This window comes from Paenibacillus xylanexedens (assembly GCF_017874615.1).
GTDB classification, from domain to species: Bacteria; Bacillota; Bacilli; order Paenibacillales; family Paenibacillaceae; genus Paenibacillus; species Paenibacillus xylanexedens.
On sequence record NZ_JAGIKV010000014.1, the window covers coordinates 19,234 to 34,222 of the forward strand.

General features: G+C 41.6%; 33 protein-coding genes. 21 read left to right on the forward strand and 12 right to left on the reverse strand.

What is annotated here, in order from left to right; all coding sequences use genetic code 11:
* Positions 1-5 precede the first annotated feature (5 nt).
* Genes J2Z28_RS18370 through J2Z28_RS18430 form a run of 13 tightly spaced genes read left to right on the forward strand, consistent with a single transcriptional unit; the run spans position 6 to position 5,737 of the window.
* Positions 6-260, forward strand: a complete 255-nt coding sequence (locus J2Z28_RS18370) for a DUF2577 domain-containing protein (RefSeq protein WP_211083575.1) — start codon at positions 6-8, stop codon at positions 258-260.
* Complete coding sequence (locus tag J2Z28_RS18375; protein WP_211083576.1) at positions 257-658, forward strand: DUF2634 domain-containing protein; 402 nt, start codon at positions 257-259, stop codon at positions 656-658. The genes J2Z28_RS18370 and J2Z28_RS18375 overlap by 4 nt, the downstream gene beginning before the upstream one ends.
* Complete coding sequence (locus J2Z28_RS18380; RefSeq protein ID WP_211083577.1) at positions 651-1,730, forward strand: baseplate J/gp47 family protein; 1,080 nt, start codon at positions 651-653, stop codon at positions 1,728-1,730. The genes J2Z28_RS18375 and J2Z28_RS18380 overlap by 8 nt, the downstream gene beginning before the upstream one ends.
* Positions 1,723-2,304 (forward strand): putative phage tail protein, encoded by a 582-nt coding sequence (locus tag J2Z28_RS18385; RefSeq protein WP_211083578.1) that lies wholly within the window; start codon positions 1,723-1,725, stop codon positions 2,302-2,304. Before J2Z28_RS18380 ends, J2Z28_RS18385 begins: the two co-directional genes overlap by 8 nt.
* The gene (locus J2Z28_RS18390) at positions 2,301-2,585 is read left to right on the forward strand and encodes a ketopantoate hydroxymethyltransferase (RefSeq protein ID WP_211083579.1); all 285 of its coding nucleotides are present in this window, start codon (positions 2,301-2,303) and stop codon (positions 2,583-2,585) included. Before J2Z28_RS18385 ends, J2Z28_RS18390 begins: the two co-directional genes overlap by 4 nt.
* Entirely contained in the window at positions 2,585-2,848 is a 264-nt protein-coding gene (locus tag J2Z28_RS18395; protein ID WP_211083580.1) for a phage tail protein, read from the forward strand. Before J2Z28_RS18390 ends, J2Z28_RS18395 begins: the two co-directional genes overlap by 1 nt.
* Positions 2,849-3,157: a hypothetical protein gene (locus tag J2Z28_RS18400; protein WP_211083581.1), complete on the forward strand. Its 309-nt coding sequence runs from the start codon at positions 2,849-2,851 to the stop codon at positions 3,155-3,157.
* Complete coding sequence (locus J2Z28_RS18405) at positions 3,157-3,627, forward strand: hypothetical protein (protein ID WP_211083582.1); 471 nt, start codon at positions 3,157-3,159, stop codon at positions 3,625-3,627. Before J2Z28_RS18400 ends, J2Z28_RS18405 begins: the two co-directional genes overlap by 1 nt.
* A 28-nt stretch (positions 3,628-3,655) precedes the next feature.
* On the forward strand, positions 3,656-3,922 hold the full coding sequence (locus J2Z28_RS18410) for a hypothetical protein (protein WP_211083583.1): 267 nt from the start codon (positions 3,656-3,658) through the stop codon (positions 3,920-3,922).
* 4 nt (positions 3,923-3,926) lie between these two features.
* Positions 3,927-4,139 (forward strand): hypothetical protein, encoded by a 213-nt coding sequence (locus J2Z28_RS18415; RefSeq protein ID WP_211083584.1) that lies wholly within the window; start codon positions 3,927-3,929, stop codon positions 4,137-4,139.
* Positions 4,126-4,524 carry a hypothetical protein gene (locus J2Z28_RS18420; RefSeq protein ID WP_211083585.1) on the forward strand — a complete coding sequence of 133 codons (399 nt, stop codon included), beginning with the start codon at positions 4,126-4,128 and terminating at the stop codon, positions 4,522-4,524. The genes J2Z28_RS18415 and J2Z28_RS18420 overlap by 14 nt, the downstream gene beginning before the upstream one ends.
* Positions 4,496-5,290, forward strand: a complete 795-nt coding sequence (locus tag J2Z28_RS18425; RefSeq protein ID WP_211083586.1) for a M15 family metallopeptidase — start codon at positions 4,496-4,498, stop codon at positions 5,288-5,290. The genes J2Z28_RS18420 and J2Z28_RS18425 overlap by 29 nt, the downstream gene beginning before the upstream one ends.
* Positions 5,291-5,293: 3 nt before the next feature.
* Positions 5,294-5,737 (forward strand): phage holin, LLH family, encoded by a 444-nt coding sequence (locus J2Z28_RS18430; RefSeq protein ID WP_211083587.1) that lies wholly within the window; start codon positions 5,294-5,296, stop codon positions 5,735-5,737.
* A 15-nt stretch (positions 5,738-5,752) separates the two neighbouring features.
* Here the strand turns inward: J2Z28_RS18430 and J2Z28_RS18435 are convergent, their stop codons facing one another.
* The 10 genes from J2Z28_RS18435 to J2Z28_RS18480 all read right to left on the reverse strand — a co-directional run bounded on the left by J2Z28_RS18435 (position 5,753) and on the right by J2Z28_RS18480 (position 10,306).
* Positions 5,753-5,956, reverse strand: a complete 204-nt coding sequence (locus J2Z28_RS18435; protein ID WP_211083588.1) for a DUF1653 domain-containing protein — start codon at positions 5,954-5,956, stop codon at positions 5,753-5,755.
* A 12-nt stretch (positions 5,957-5,968) separates the two neighbouring features.
* Positions 5,969-6,325, reverse strand: coding sequence for a hypothetical protein (locus tag J2Z28_RS18440; RefSeq protein WP_211083589.1), 357 nt, complete (start codon positions 6,323-6,325; stop codon positions 5,969-5,971).
* Positions 6,322-7,023 (reverse strand): dCTP deaminase, encoded by a 702-nt coding sequence (locus tag J2Z28_RS18445; RefSeq protein WP_415841494.1) that lies wholly within the window; start codon positions 7,021-7,023, stop codon positions 6,322-6,324. The genes J2Z28_RS18440 and J2Z28_RS18445 overlap by 4 nt, the downstream gene beginning before the upstream one ends.
* A 142-nt stretch (positions 7,024-7,165) precedes the next feature.
* Entirely contained in the window at positions 7,166-7,837 is a 672-nt protein-coding gene (locus J2Z28_RS18450; protein ID WP_211083591.1) for an SOS response-associated peptidase, read from the reverse strand.
* A gap of 36 nt (positions 7,838-7,873) precedes the next feature.
* Positions 7,874-8,731 (reverse strand): ATP-dependent DNA ligase, encoded by an 858-nt coding sequence (locus J2Z28_RS18455; protein ID WP_211083592.1) that lies wholly within the window; start codon positions 8,729-8,731, stop codon positions 7,874-7,876.
* 81 nt (positions 8,732-8,812) lie between these two features.
* Positions 8,813-9,016, reverse strand: coding sequence for a hypothetical protein (locus tag J2Z28_RS18460; RefSeq protein WP_076328388.1), 204 nt, complete (start codon positions 9,014-9,016; stop codon positions 8,813-8,815).
* A gap of 15 nt (positions 9,017-9,031) precedes the next feature.
* On the reverse strand, positions 9,032-9,478 hold the full coding sequence (locus tag J2Z28_RS18465; RefSeq protein WP_211083593.1) for a NucA/NucB deoxyribonuclease domain-containing protein: 447 nt from the start codon (positions 9,476-9,478) through the stop codon (positions 9,032-9,034).
* Complete coding sequence (locus J2Z28_RS18470) at positions 9,479-9,751, reverse strand: hypothetical protein (RefSeq protein ID WP_211083594.1); 273 nt, start codon at positions 9,749-9,751, stop codon at positions 9,479-9,481.
* A gap of 19 nt (positions 9,752-9,770) precedes the next feature.
* Positions 9,771-10,058: a hypothetical protein gene (locus tag J2Z28_RS18475; RefSeq protein WP_211083595.1), complete on the reverse strand. Its 288-nt coding sequence runs from the start codon at positions 10,056-10,058 to the stop codon at positions 9,771-9,773.
* Entirely contained in the window at positions 10,055-10,306 is a 252-nt protein-coding gene (locus J2Z28_RS18480; protein WP_211083596.1) for a DUF7667 family protein, read from the reverse strand. Before J2Z28_RS18480 ends, J2Z28_RS18475 begins: the two co-directional genes overlap by 4 nt.
* A gap of 124 nt (positions 10,307-10,430) precedes the next feature.
* On the opposite strand from J2Z28_RS18480, the gene J2Z28_RS18485 reads away from it, so the two are divergent.
* A complete protein-coding gene (locus tag J2Z28_RS18485) occupies positions 10,431-10,643 on the forward strand; it encodes a helix-turn-helix domain-containing protein (protein WP_211083597.1) in 213 nt (70 codons plus the stop codon).
* A 164-nt stretch (positions 10,644-10,807) separates the two neighbouring features.
* Here the strand turns inward: J2Z28_RS18485 and J2Z28_RS18490 are convergent, their stop codons facing one another.
* Positions 10,808-11,422 carry a bZIP transcription factor gene (locus tag J2Z28_RS18490; protein WP_211083598.1) on the reverse strand — a complete coding sequence of 205 codons (615 nt, stop codon included), beginning with the start codon at positions 11,420-11,422 and terminating at the stop codon, positions 10,808-10,810.
* A gap of 264 nt (positions 11,423-11,686) precedes the next feature.
* On the opposite strand from J2Z28_RS18490, the gene J2Z28_RS18495 reads away from it, so the two are divergent.
* The 6 genes from J2Z28_RS18495 (at position 11,687) to J2Z28_RS18515 (ending at position 13,906) form a co-directional block, all read left to right on the forward strand.
* Positions 11,687-11,851 carry a hypothetical protein gene (locus tag J2Z28_RS18495; RefSeq protein ID WP_211083599.1) on the forward strand — a complete coding sequence of 55 codons (165 nt, stop codon included), beginning with the start codon at positions 11,687-11,689 and terminating at the stop codon, positions 11,849-11,851.
* 12 nt (positions 11,852-11,863) lie between these two features.
* The gene (locus J2Z28_RS18500; RefSeq protein ID WP_211083600.1) at positions 11,864-12,196 is read left to right on the forward strand and encodes a YolD-like family protein; all 333 of its coding nucleotides are present in this window, start codon (positions 11,864-11,866) and stop codon (positions 12,194-12,196) included.
* Between the two features lie 65 nt (positions 12,197-12,261).
* Positions 12,262-12,924 carry a hypothetical protein gene (locus J2Z28_RS18505; RefSeq protein ID WP_211083601.1) on the forward strand — a complete coding sequence of 221 codons (663 nt, stop codon included), beginning with the start codon at positions 12,262-12,264 and terminating at the stop codon, positions 12,922-12,924.
* Complete coding sequence (locus J2Z28_RS18510) at positions 12,917-13,387, forward strand: accessory gene regulator B family protein (protein ID WP_211083602.1); 471 nt, start codon at positions 12,917-12,919, stop codon at positions 13,385-13,387. Before J2Z28_RS18505 ends, J2Z28_RS18510 begins: the two co-directional genes overlap by 8 nt.
* 15 nt (positions 13,388-13,402) lie before the next feature.
* Positions 13,403-13,531 carry a hypothetical protein gene (locus J2Z28_RS31505; protein ID WP_280530838.1) on the forward strand — a complete coding sequence of 43 codons (129 nt, stop codon included), beginning with the start codon at positions 13,403-13,405 and terminating at the stop codon, positions 13,529-13,531.
* A gap of 9 nt (positions 13,532-13,540) precedes the next feature.
* Entirely contained in the window at positions 13,541-13,906 is a 366-nt protein-coding gene (locus tag J2Z28_RS18515; protein WP_211083603.1) for a hypothetical protein, read from the forward strand.
* 256 nt (positions 13,907-14,162) lie between these two features.
* Here the strand turns inward: J2Z28_RS18515 and J2Z28_RS18520 are convergent, their stop codons facing one another.
* Positions 14,163-14,378, reverse strand: a complete 216-nt coding sequence (locus tag J2Z28_RS18520; protein WP_211083604.1) for a helix-turn-helix domain-containing protein — start codon at positions 14,376-14,378, stop codon at positions 14,163-14,165.
* Between the two features lie 114 nt (positions 14,379-14,492).
* Here J2Z28_RS18520 and J2Z28_RS18525 point away from each other — a divergent pair, with 114 nt between their 5' ends.
* Positions 14,493-14,738: an oxidoreductase gene (locus J2Z28_RS18525; RefSeq protein WP_211083605.1), complete on the forward strand. Its 246-nt coding sequence runs from the start codon at positions 14,493-14,495 to the stop codon at positions 14,736-14,738.
* Positions 14,739-14,989 lie beyond the last annotated feature (251 nt).

The following is a 14,989-nucleotide window of genomic DNA, read 5'->3' on the forward strand; positions in this document are numbered from 1 at the left end:
TGGCAATGATAGACGTAATTAAACGTGTGTCAATAGCGGCTGTAGATTCTACTAATCCAGTTACCATTGCATACGGAACTGTCACATCAACTAGCCCATTTGAAGTACTTGTGGACCAAAGATTCACATTGCCTGAAGAGGTACTTGTCATACCGGAATATGCATCTAAATTGAATCTAGCTAACGGAGATAAAATACTGATGCTCCGGGTACAAGGTGGGCAAAATTTTGTAGTGATGGATAGGTTGGTGAATCCATGATACCAGTTACCGAAATAGTGGCTGATGAGGAGATTGAAGAGGTACAGGAACCAGGTCTAACTTATTACATTGATCCGGTGAAGAAAAGAATAGTGGGTACAGCAGACGGTCTGGAAGCAGTAAAGCAGGCCGTTTTTTTGATCCTACAATCGGAGCGATTCGAGTTCTTAATATACAGTACTGACTATGGTACAGAGTCGGTAAGGTTGGTTGGTGCATCGGCATCGATCATCAAATCCGAACTATCACGTAGTATTCGTGATGCACTGACGCAAGATGACCGGATATCTGATGTGATCAACTTTCAAATCGATTTTCGAGGTGACACAGCAGATATCAGATTCACAGTAGTGACGATATACGGGAATTTTGAACAGGAGGTAACCCGGGATGTATGAGGATCAAACGTTTGAAAATATTCTGGAACGCATGCTGGACCGGGTGCCGGATTACCTGGATAAGCGAGAGGGCAGTGTTATTTATAACGCATTAGCTCCGGCAGCGTGGGAATTCGCGGAGTTGTATATTCAAATCGATATAAATAATCGTTTAGTTGATGCTGAGACTTCAACTGGAGAGCGATTGACACAAATTGCATCCGGTTTTGGAGTGAATCGGTATCCGGCGACAGCGGCGCAAAGGAAGGGCTTCTTCTATGGACCAAATGATGTTCTGATTGATATTCCGATAGGCAGTAGATATTCATTGAACGATACCACATATACAGCTACATCAAGGATTGGTCTTGGAGAATACGTATTAACTGCTGAAACTTTGGGATCAATCGGTAACCAAGACTTTGGCAATCTGCTTCCTGTTGATTTCGTAGATGGATTGGTTTTGGGAGTATTGGGTGGGATCTTAGTCCCAGGTGATGACGAAGAGTTGGATGAAGAGCTAAGAACGCGGTTTTTCGAAGAAGTAAATGAACAAGCATTCGGCGGTAATGTGGCTGATTATAGGCAAATGATAAAGGAATTAGACGGTGTCTCTTCTGTTAAAATCCAACCTGTATGGCAAGGTGGCGGCACTGTGAAGGCAACCATTATGGCTTCTGGGTATGCACCGCCTTCATCTACATTGATTGCCCAGATACAAGAAATCGTTGATCCTGTTCCTTTTGCAGGTCAAGGTATCGGTCTAGCGCCTATAGGTCATACGGTTACAATTGTAGGTGTGAATTGGATGGCGATTAACATCAGCACTACGTTAACATTGACTGCTGAAACGACGATTGGTCAAGTGCAACAGGACATTGAAGATGTTATCAAATCATATTTTATGGTACTGCGTCAAACTTGGGAAAACGAAGCTCCTTTAACAATCAGGGTAGCGCAAATAGAGTCTCGTATTTTAAGTGTATCTGGTGTAGTTGATGTAATGAATACACTGCTAAACGGTTCGGCAAACAATTTGTCCCTGACCATAGATCAAGTGCCACAATTAGGGACGGTGACGCTAGATGAATAGACTTCTTGAGTATCTGCCGGAAGTGTTGCGTGAGATAGACGATTTCAAGGCACTGACAGATGCCGAAATACCTGAGATGGACAATTTATCTGCTGCGATCCAAAAATATATTGATGATCAGTTTGTGATGACGGCATCCGTAGACGGGATTAGGCGGCGTGAAAAGATGCTACGTATCCAGGCGGACCCTGCAAATGAACCATTGGACTTTCGGCGTAAACGGATCATCAACCGGCAGTCAACCAAACCGCCGTTTACTATTCGATGGCTCCAAGAACAACTTGATAGATTGATTGGCCCGGGTATGGCTGTTGTATCTCAAGATGTGGATCAATTTATCCTATATGTGACCACGAACATCGAAAACGCAAACCTATTTAAAGAGGTACAGCATACGGTTAAAACGGTGAAACCTGCTAACATGGTCTATCAACAAAATACATCTCTCAATCATAGAATCGGCATAAAACATACAACAAAACGCAGAACAGTAGCTTGGAATTACAAATTGAATGACTCATGGAAACTTGGAGAGAAGCCATTTGCCACGCTTGGACCGGAGGTGACGCTGTGATTGATCAAGAAGCACTGAACGATGTGGCTATACACCTTAATTCCAGAATCACGAAGGTTGTTCTTAATGGAGTGTACGAGATTACCGACTTCATAGTAAAAGAAGTCACCGATTCAACGGTTGCACTCAATTTCCTTATTCCTGCATCAGACATTTCATTAGTAACGCTAATCGAGGTTAAAGGGACAAACATCAGAATAAGCTCGAAACCAGTTAATGTCCCAATTACATCGGACAATCTAATGCTTGAAACATTTGAAATATTGGAGGTTACAACCTAATGGCAAAAGATAATTGGACTTTAGGAGAGACCGTAAGACCAGTAGACATGAACCAGATCGGATCTGAGATTAACCAGTTACGTACAGACGTGGACAATATCGAAATACCAGACGGGACTACAACACAAAAAGGTATCGTACAGTCTTCGAACAGCACAACAGGAACATCTCAAACGCTCGTAGCAACAGAAAAGGCAGTGGGGGACGCTCTAATTCAAGCTAAAGCTTATGTAGATCAAGAAAACCTATGGGGGGCGCTATAAATGGCGGTAACATCAAAAAGATTTGCGAAAGGGCAGGCAACAACAACCCTTACTACTGTGTATACCGTTCCGGCGAGTACCACTTCTTTCCTCAAAGCCCTTACCATTTGTAACACAGCAGCAAGTGGTGAAGTAGACTTTACAATGACTTTAGGAGGGACGAAGATCATAAATAGTCACAAGCTAAAGGCTTTTGACACGATTACTATTCCTTTTTTGGATCAAATCATATTAGCGGGTGAAACTATCCAAGTTCAATCAGCTGGTAACGCAGCTTCATTTTTTATTAGCGGCAAAGAGGTGACATAATGCCAGGGATAGATAGCTACTCAATGGATAATTATGGGTTGGATGGGTTTGATAGATCAGAATCAAAACCTTTCATTACAGGTGTTGCTATCTCCTCTAGTCAGTTTACTATGGATATAGTTGATAGGGGTGGGAATACAATAACGAGTAAGAGGAGTTTTATACAAATTACTGGACTTCCGTTCAGACCAAAGAAAGTTATTTTAAGAAACCCTTCTTCACAAGGTATCTTGCTAACATATGATGCAAACTCTAGGAACGCTGTTCCAAATGCATCCGGCACTAATTTTAACCTTGTTTACGATTTGAATGACAGTTCCACTTCATCAACAGGCGTGTGGAGAGTGTTTGAATATTCCAATGACACAGTAATTACCACATCTCCAAATATAACAGAGCATGGGTTTTGTTTGCCTACAAATGGAGCAGTGAGTACAAGCTGGGTTTGGGAGGCTTACGGGGAGTATTGAGAATATATAGAGATAGGGGAGCGAGGGGATGAACTGGTTGGATAGCCTAAAGGAAGTTCTTCCGCTGGCTGAAAAATACGGTTTGGCCTTGGTATTGATGTTCGTGCTGTTAGGCGTGTGCATCTATTTGGTGAGGTCGGCTATAAATGATGCCAGAAGAGAAAGAGACGAGGCACAAGAACAACTTCACAAACTAACTGAGAAAATGAATGCGGAGCGTGAAAAGTTTATGGAGCCGTTGTTGAATATGGTTAATAACTTAAAAAAGGATTCTGGCGAGGATCGAGGAGGCTAACATTGTGACACTGAAATGGATCAAGCGTTTACTCCCGACTGGTCAAGATAGAGAGAAAGAGAGGGAGCAGCTCCAAGCAGTAAAGCATAAAGCATCATTAGCGATGCAGCGTTACAGCGAATGCTCTACAGAGATCAAGTCGAAGATCGAGCAAAATCACTTTGCGCGGTACCTGGTCTATGAAAAAGGGGGAAACGGGGAGCATGCACACAATTGATATGATCTTACTTACGTTGTATTTTATCGGAGCCATTTGCGGAGTGTATAACCTTATAAAACATGCTCCATATTTCAAAGAACGTTTTAAATCGGGTGTTGTCAGTGCATTTATGCTGGCGATGCTCTTTTTTTTGGGCGCATACACATTCAAGATGGTTATTGCAATTTGGATTAGGCTCAGCACGTCTCTAACGGGTCGTGGTGCTGTTTTGGAAGCAATCCAAAGTTACGCATGGACCATTGCCATGTTCGGTACCACAGCAGGTCTTGTGATTCTGTCTATCCTAACTTATACGAAGCGATATGACTTGTTTGTGTACTTGAGAAAGATTGATAAAAAGGGGGAACCAGACAATGTTGACTCTGGAACAAGTGAAAGCTAAATCCCAAACCCGATTGGCCGGGGTTAACCCGGTCATTAGGCAACTGGGAGAAGCGCTTATTGAGCGTTGTTACAACAAAGGTATCTGGGTCCTGATCACACAGGGCCTGAGAACATATGCGGAACAAGATGCTTTATATGCTCAAGGCAGGACCAAACCGGGAAGTATCGTTACAAAGGTCAAAGGTGGATATTCCATTCACAATTTTGGTTTTGCGATTGATTACGCATTGCTGCTCAAAGACGGCAAGACTGCTTCATGGGATACAAAGCGTGACGATAACCAAGATCATAAAGCAGACTTCCTGCAAGTGGCTGAAGAAGCTAAGGCATTAGGATTCGAATGGGGCGGTGATTGGAAGACATTTGTAGACATGCCACATCTTCAAATGGTCTTTGGACTGACGACTGCACAATTTCGTGCAGGAGTAAGACCGACTCAAGCACAACTCAACGCAGCTTTATCAATAATCAAGCCAGTTGCACCATCAAAGGAGGGCGAACCTATGACAGCGGAGGAAAAGAAAGAATTTGAACAACTCAAGGCAGACGTGAAGGCACTCCAGAAGCGAGTTAACATCAACGGTGACCAAACACCGCCAGAAGCTTATCACGAGGCTCTACAGGCGGCCAAGTCAGTCGGAGCTATCACTACAACGAATGATAAGGATCAATCTTATTTAAAAGTGATCCAAACTTTGTTCAACGCTGGATTCTTGGAACCGCGATTCATCGAGATGGTTAGATCATACAAAGGGCAGGTGTAAACGATGAACGAAATTATTCAATCTACTGTGACAAATATCCTTATCTCTGTTGCATGCTTACTGGCTGTTATGTTATTCGTATTCTTGGTTAAAGAGTGGCGGCAACTTGGAGCGTGGATTGCGGCACGCAAAGCGGCTGCTGAAGCTAAGTCTGCTGAATCCATTCAAAACGCGTTGTGGAGTGTAGCTCAAGAAGCGTACGCTAAGGCTGAGGCAGCACTGGGTGAGTTGGCTGGTCCCGATAAGATGGACATTGCACTTAACTATGCTTTGAAGCGTCTGAGGGCTTTGGGGATTACAGTTAATGCAGATGAGATCCGGGCGAAGATTCAGGAGGCGTGGGTGAAGTTGGACAAGATTCCGAAGCAACAGGCCGTTTCTGTGGCTAGTAAAGAAGTAGTTGCCGAGGTTATTAAAGAGGAAATTGATAAAGCGGTTCAACAATAAAAATAGAGGCTTCGGTTATTCACATACCGAAGCCTCTATTTTCTTAAATCTTGGCACTTCAATTCCATTTACATATACACTACCAAAGAACATCTCATAGGGGCGAGCATATATTTTACCATCTTCGTTCCTGTAGATAACCAAAATTTCATGAGTTTCCGAATGTTCTGCTGTTTGAAGGAATTCGTAAATGCCTCCCTTAAAATGTCTGTACATCATATTGAACATCTCCTAATTCTCAGAAATCAAATAAATTTGAAACACTAACAGCGGAATAGAAAATATTGCAACCATAACCCAATTTTCTATATTAACTGAATAACCGATGCCTACTGTCAACACAGCTGTTAGAATGGCATTCACAATAGCAAGGTTACGCTGCTTTTTCCTTACCGTAGACCCTTTCCATGCTTCATTTGTAAATGCATTAAGAATATCATCAGTTTCCTTGTCTATCATAGTAGAAACGTGATCCAGCAACCTTTGCTTCTCTTCTGGAGGTGTAGTTTCATATTTTTCAGCATAATATTTACGCATGCTTGCTTCTTCTTGGTTTTTTCTTACAACCTGCCTAAGACTAATACTCATTTTGGGTCACCAAACTTTTTCTTCAGTTCTTCAACTATTCTATCAGCAGAATTATCAATCATTTTCATAAGATGTTTTCCCAATTCTCCTGCTGTTTCATCTGAAACTGAACTAACGCCTCTCGATACAAGGAATCCTTGTATCTCCCTGTCTAAATGTAACTTAGATATGCTCACGTCTCTCGCTCCTAAATATCTAGCATCTTGTTTGTTATATGGCGTGTCAGCTGGGTAATCCAATGGCGATAAAGCCAATTGGCAGAAGGATACACCAGCTATAAGTCTAATCTTCCTGGATGAATTGTTAACCACAATGAAACTAAGCGTTCCTTGGTATCCGGGGTTCATATAACTAGCAGGACTTACAGAAAGTCCTGTTAATTTTATGCTGTATCTTTCAAAAATTAACCCGACCATGTTGGAAGGAATATTAAAATATTCCACTGCTTTAACTATGACTGATTCTTTAGGCTTCAAAGAAAATGAGGTTTCGTTGATGTCAATTACTTCATAATCTGATTCTTTCTCTTCATTACCCAAAGTAATCGGGGTTTTACTTATACACTTTTTGATTTTAGAATCAAGTGTGAGGTTTATTGTGGCGCCTTCACAGTTTTCGTAACGGAAAGGTGTCACTATGTTATGTTCTTCTGCCAATACCCTTAAACTTCTGTCACTAAGTAACATATGTATCACCATCCAATGGTTTATCTTTAGATTATGTGTTAAAACGACATATAAATCAATGAATTTATCTTGTTAATAAATGAATACGATGAGTGTATATAATAGTAAAGAAAGCAGGATGGAGAACCAACCTGCCTCACTGCTCTTTCTACATTCAACCTACTTCTTTAATCAAACCCTCAGTGTTGTTCCGCACATTGCCAACTTCCTTCGGCACCTCATATGCTCGCATCTCAGAAGCCTGATATGGCTTGAGCAAGGCAAGCAGTGACTGAACATCATCATTATCTCTTCCAAGCCATTCAGCTTCATCCTCAGGTCGCAGGATTACAGGCATACGGTTGTGGATGTCTTCCATAATGCTATTTGGCTCCGTTGTAATAATTGTGCACGTGCTCAGCTTGTTTCCGTCCGGATCTGTCCGGGTATCGTACAGGCCAGCAAGAGAAAACAAGCGGTCATCCTTCATCAAGATACGCATTGGCTGCTTTGCCGTTCCTTCTTTCTTCCACTCATAGAATCCGTTTGTCGGAATAATACAGCGCTTGGAGCTGATCAGACGTTTAAATGCTGGCTTTTCTGCCAGTGTCTCGGCCCGGGCATTAATCATCTTATTCCCGATCTTGTCATCTTTTGCCCAAACGGGTACGAGTCCCCATCGGAGCGAACCTAATCTGTTACCATTCTTGCTGCCGATAATTGTGGGAATGTATTGCATGGGTGCTGCATTGTAATTTGGTTTGTACTCAAAGCCATCAGCTATAGATGCATAGTACCTGTCCATTATCGCGTCTAAGGGGTCAGTGATCGTAAATCTACCACACATACAAAGCACCTCCTGTATTGTCTTTACAATATATAATCACACGATAAATTGATCAAACACAGGGATACGAAGCAAGCCGGATTTGGTCCAGTTTCGCATTCTAACTCTGACCTGAATTCGGGGATCAAGGTAAACGTGATTCTTGTCCTCTCCAGTTACGAGCTGCTGACACACTCCACGAAAAGCCTGTTTATGTTTTGGACTGGCGCCATGCTCAATAATTCCCACTGGGCGCATCCTTCCATTTGGATCAGGAACAGCAGCAAGCCATCCAAACTCAGACTTTTTGTATCCGGTAATGAACACATCGGCATAGGACCAGTTAATAACCTTCATCCAGTCCTTGGACCGTCTGCTTACGTACTGGCTGTCTTTGCGCTTGCCAACTACACCTTCCATACCCATAGTCTCTATATGAGCGTACAACTCTTCTCCGGCGCCTTCTATGTGCGGTACGATGCCAAAGGAGGGAGAGGGCAAGGCAATGCTGTGTAGAATAGCTTTACGCTCTAGGAGAGGGAGCTTGCGTAAGTCCTTACCCTTGTAATGCAGGATATCAAATATCGCAAATGTGGCTGGGATCGTACGACTGAGCTGTTGTATCTTACTATCCTGTTTAGTGCTGAAGCGGCTCATGACTGCTTCGAAATCGTTCAAACCCGTTGTTGGATCGGCGCAAGCTACTTCACCATCCAATATGATATCTGAGCCAAACGGCAGCAGCAATTCAGGGTACTGACGTGTGCAGTCATTATTGTGACGAGTATATAACCGGACGGATCCGGACTGTTGCGAATATATTAACCGGTGTCCATCAACCTTAGGTTCGAAAATGAAATCCGAATGCGAGAAGGGACCCGGTGCTGTTTCAAGTAACATAGGACTTATAAACATAAAAACACCTCAACCCAATTATAGCGTGTTGCTACAAAGGATTGAGGCGGTAAGTTATGGGTTATTACTTTTTGGGATTGGTTACTTAAAAAGCTTTTTGATCACCTTGAAAATATCGAATGTCGTCTTGTTGTACACTTTGTTGTACGCTGCTCGTTTCGGATTGCGTAACCATCCATATCCGCGAGGCATCTTCAATCCGGCACGATGTACGATCTGACGTTTAATACTGGTTCTAGCAGCTATACGTTTCTTCAGGCTTGGTTTTCGAAATCCGAATTTCATCACTATTCCTCCATTTCACTCAAATATAAATTCTACTAATGAACCGTCTGGATATTCCTCTAATTGATTTCCTACCCAGCTACCTGCACCGCGATTGTCTGATGGACTTATGTATTCGATATCTGCACCTTCTCCGCCTTCAGCACACATTGCCATAGGCCATTCATCACGATCGTAACCTTTCTTTGTTTCTACGCCTCTCAGGGATAGTTTGCGGTTTTCATCAGCACCATCCCTATCAATGGTGCATGTAGCTGCATGACCGCTGTCTATGGCGTCCTGGATGTGCTTTGCAGTCTCTGGATAGCGATCAGCAGGGAAGATCAGTTCTACAACTTGCCCAGTTGCTACCGGTGTGTTTTCTTCGACAGGCTTCTTTCGATAATCTTCAGGTTCTTGATTGAAATAGATTACAGCGAACATAATCCCAAATACGATAATAGCTAAAAATAACTTTTTCATTTAACATCTTCCCTCTTGTTGTTTCATCAATTCCGAAATCAAACTGTCTACATCCTCTTGATTATTACTTAGTGCAGACTTCAGATGATACAAAAATGTAATCATACCTTTTTGGGAAGACTCCCTGTATTCCACGTTTGCAGTATCTGTTTCCACGATAAGGTATACACCACTTCCTTTAATCTCAATGTCAAATCTCAGAAGAAACTCACAATTGTTTATAACATTACTTAGCTCAGAAACTGTTACATTTCTTTTTTGGTTAACTTTCATATCCAATCACGCTCCTGAATTATTTATTCTTCAATACCGTGAAATACTCCTTCACATGACGCTCTAAAATGGTGTATTCACGCTTAATACGCCAGTTCCTTACAATGTATCGCATCTCCTGTGTGACCACAGCAGGGGTGGTTACCCATCCTGTACAGCGGTCACCTGGATTGAAGCCATACTTATCAAACGCCTTTATACATATTAATCGGACTGACTCAGGGTTCTGCTTACCTGTACCAGCACATTGGTAGCATACATAACCTGAGGAGTAGCGGCCGGAGCCGCCACAGCGTTCACAGTTCATCGTGCATCACCATATGTAACTTTCCCAGTGATCTGTAGTTCCTCCAGCCGAGCGCACGTCTCATGCTGCCACTCAACATCATCCGTCATGGATGCCAATAAGGATTCGTTCTGAAGCCGGGCTAATTGCCAACAATGCTTGGCGTTGAGGGACATACATTGATCCAACTCAATAAGTTCGGCATCGGTTAACGAACGCTTCTTATTGAGAGACCACAACTCAGCCATTCTTGCGAGATAAGGGAACATCTCATCGCCTCCTGATAAACTTAGTTCGTCAATAAGGCAATGTTACCATGACTAATTAAGTTCGTCAATAACAAATTGATAAATTTAGTTCGTCATGATATTATGATATTAAGGGGGCCTGTCCGTGATTAAATCCAATTTGAAAAACATACTCGACTCAAGAGGTAATAACATTTCCATTAGGGAATTAGCCCGGGAACTGGATTGTCAGTTCGAAACGATCCGACGGTTCTATAATGACTCAATGGAGCGGTACCCGAGAGATGTTATAGACAAGCTCTGCAAGTATCTCGGAGTTACACCAGGGGAGTTAATTGTTTACGTGGAAGAAGAATAAATTCACTCACAGTGGGAATGATGTTACTACTCTCTCTCCTATGAGTGCTACTATAAATGTACCTAGTCTGTGTGACTGGGTATTTTTGTTGTCGCTAAAAGAACGTATGTTCTAATTAACGCGTCAAAAAGGCCCTGCCAACAATTGTGTGGGAGGGCCTTTGATTATCTAATTGTATATTCAAATGTATTGTCTTTCGCCTTAATCACAGCCTTTAACGGTTTATCACTTTCCGCGACCTCGTTCGGGATCTCGGCTATATAATAAAGTGTCGCTGTTTTGAGTGGGCTAATACTTACGATATTACTGTAAGTGAAATCCTGGCCACCTTTGTCTTCTACAGTGCTGAAGGTTGGGTAATCGTACTGGTTATCAAATGTAAAGGTGACATTCGCTAATTCGTCTGCCACAGTGCCACTTGTATTTAGATTTTTTACTTTGAGTACAATCGCTAAATAGGTAGAATCATCTTCTTTAGATTCGTAATATGTATAGTAACTACCTGGTGTGGATGGTTCTATCTTTTTGGAAATTTTGTCACTACTCACTGAAACCTCCGCATATCCATCGATTGTCGCTTTATCGTTTTTGTTGATGGATGTAACCTTATCTTCCTGAACTTCAGGTGCAGTAGTGGTTTCTACCGTAGGTTCTTTAACTTGAGTAACAGGTTCGCTTGTAATGGAGACTTCTTCTTTCTTATCAGCAGTGGTTGGAGAAGAACACGCAGCCAGTGTTATGAAAGCCACTGTCATTATGATGCTTGGAACAATTTTCATCTTCTTATTTATCCCCCTAATTTTTTTCTTAGGTGTAGTCTAACAGACCTAGGAAAATGTTTCTATATGTAATTCCATATATCCCTGAATTTACTGTTGCTTAAAGAACGTACGTTCGCATATAATATGACCAGAGGTGATTACATGTTAACGGATTATCAAAGGAAGGTTCTTCGGATCTTGTACAACTACAAAGGTGGTCGACGTCGGTTTCCCACAATTCACGAGCTAACGGTTAAAACAGGGAAGCACAAGCCCGATGTCATGGCTGCTTTGGACGCCCTCATTGCCGCTGAGTACATACATTGGGATGATATATCGGATACGGCCAACATCGTCATCCTCGAAGGCTGGGAGCGTGAAGGTGAACGGCCTAAGGTTGACCGCACGCCGCCGTCGGGAAACATTGACTATTGGACTGAATATTAAGGAGGAGCTTGTATGCGTAGCAGACTTGAGGGAAACGGATTGTACGAATCATCCAGAATGATCATACCTGAACACAGAGAGGCTTGGTTAGCTCAATGTGAGCAGCAGGAGAGACGGGGAAAGCCAGTTTTAGATGAACAAGAGTATCAGCGAATTGGGGAAGTGCTGACTGACTCTTATAATAGAAGTAGTACGATTGATTTGGTATTATTTAACCCTTTCTATGACGAACCGTTGTCGGGTGTGGTTGTAGGTTTAAATACCTCTCGGCGTGAAGTTAAGTTGATGTTAGATGAAGAATATCGATGGATCAAGTTAGTTGAAATTATATCAGCAACTGTATGATTTTGGCTATGTAATTGCCACTCCATACATTATAATTGAGTCATTCTTATAGTGGAGGGTCCTACGTGGCGGTAATTGCTTATGTGTTGATTGGTGCTTTTGATGTATTTGCGGTCCTGGCTTTGATGTTAAGGCTATATCGCGTGCCAGTAATGGATAGGTTGTGGTCGAAGATTTTTTTTGCAGTTTTAGCAGCTGGTATTTCATATATCATTAGGATTTTAATCGTCGTACCAATTATTGATACGGCAGTTTTAATGTTACTGATTATATTATTCATGCGTTATGTTCTTGAAATTAAAATGTTTTACGCTGCTCTTATGTCCAGTGCTGGTATGAGCGCTTACGTCACCGTCCAATTGTTTTTGACGTTGGGGTATATAGCGATTGGAGGTAACGCCCAAGCTGTGATACTGGAGACGCATGGGTACAAAGTGCAATTGTTACAAATTACAGCGATAAGCATTGCGTACTTTATTTCTGCTTGTCTGACACTTTTTCGTTGGGGCTTTTCGTTCATCCCTTTACCTCCGCATGATTTCAATATTGCAGTCAATTATGAGAAAAACAAAGGGCTTTTAATCACTACAATTGGCGTGCTAATCTTCGTTTCATTTGCCATGGTGCTATTGCTTAACTACATGATCGTTTTGTTGGTTCCGGCAGCATTATTGAGTTTCGGTATTTCATATTACTTCTCAAACCGGAGGGATTTGCAAATTGATTGAAACAATCTCTCGTAAGTATGCAATGTCCATAAAGAGAGCTTATCCACCAGCAGATGCGGAAGTTATTGCCTATGAAGTGGGCCGGAAACTAAATTTTCGTTTAACTATCATATTAACTCTGATTTCATCCTGGTTCACTGGACATTTAATAGGTTCGATTATTGCTATGAGTACATTTGCATTTGCTCGGAAAATTACTGGCGGTCTGCATCTTAATTTGACAATGTGTACTGTTGTATCTGTGGCTTTATTTTCCACGGCTCCTGTAATTCCCATGAGTACATTTACTGTGGTAATATTAAGCATACTCTTATCCATTTTTTACATGATGATCAATACCGATCTATCACGTTGGTCAATAGTTATCGTCTGTCTTGCTAACACAAGCATCCTATCAGTTGAAGTTGTATTTGTTTTGTCCGCGCAAATATTACTGGTATGGATACAACGAGTCAAAGAATGAAAGGGGGTGCAAAGCATGAATGAAAAAAAAGCCAAAATGCTTTCTCTAAAAATTGAGAAGCAAGCTGCCGATAATGTAGACAGTAAGAAAGTGTTCATCGGCTCACAACCAATGCCGGAGGCGCTTAAAAAGTTGAAAAAGTAGTGTGAATCTATGGATGAATTAAAATACCGCATTGCTGGATCGAGAACACTGAATGACAAAGAGATAGGGGAATATGATTTCTACAGTTTGACTGATCTCTGTTATATTGACATGTTCAGTCCGGTTAAGAATTATTTGGTTCCGCATTATCATACGAGCAAAACATCTTTTACAGATGCTCGAAAATATGAGGCTGCTAAACAATTATTCCCCAATCTTGTACAGTTAGACAGCGGGCTGCTTGTAAACATGGATCAAGTAGAATCAATTGAAAAGACGAGGTTTGGCCTCATGGCTCATTTTCGAGGTGGGCTTCAGCGGGAAATAGCAAAAAACAAAATCCACATGGAGATTGTCCGAGATAAAATGAGATAAGCCCGATATCCAATGGATAATCGGGCTTTCTTATATCACAATGTAATTGTAATTGTCAAGAAATTTCGATCCTAGTATAGGTTTATTGGATACGATTGGTAAATAGCGACACACTTCGACAAATTCCACATTTTTCATATGATATGATTTATTTGGAAATGAGGGAGGGGGTACACAGGAGGGGTGTTACATGAATTTCTAAGTTTTTTGTATAGGAAGGGCTATACTTTATCCCGAGGCGACGCCTGTTAAGGCGCTAGGATAGATGCCATTCATAAAAGTCCTCAGCATGGCAGTTGAGGACAAATGCGCACAAGACGGTTGCTTCGTAAGACATTTTCTCACGATTATGCACCCAGTTCGAAATTTGTTGTTGAGAATATCCGGTTCTCCTAGACAACTGAGCTTGGGTCGTCTTCGCTTCAGCAATCCTAACTTTTAACAGACATCGGCCCCGGGAGATTTTAGTCACTTCAAATACTCCTTAGTCGGGGAAAAGCAATTTAGTTTCGAGGCACATTATATCATCTAAAACTCGATAGGTAAACGATGATTAAGGACACATTCATACTACAGGAGAAATCTTATGAAAAATCAGAGGGACGGTAGCAATCAAATAAGTTCAATTTTGGAGTATTGCGAAAAGAAAGAGGATTTGTTGCATAGAAGATTATCCGTAATTATTAATGAGCTTTGGGATGTGCCTGGCGTGAGGACGGAGTTATTAACGGAAATAGAGGATTTATATATAAGCAAAGGCGCAATATACTGTTCTGTCGCCTACGAACACGGTATCAAGGAAGGCGCGAGAAATTCAAAAAAGTCTTGTTAACATGTTAACAAATTGATAACCAAATGTCGTTTTCTATATTACACCAGAGTTAAAGATGTTACACCAGAAGTTGTTGTCCGCCTGTTAAATCAACCTTCTGGTGTAACTTAGTTAAACATATTACAACAAAATGTTAAATGAGCTGTATTCAGCTTCGTGTGGGCGTAGAATGTAAGTAGAGACTTCTGAGAGATTGGTTGTTTCCATCAAAATTCATAGATGTTGGGTGAAATTTGACATATAAGAAGACA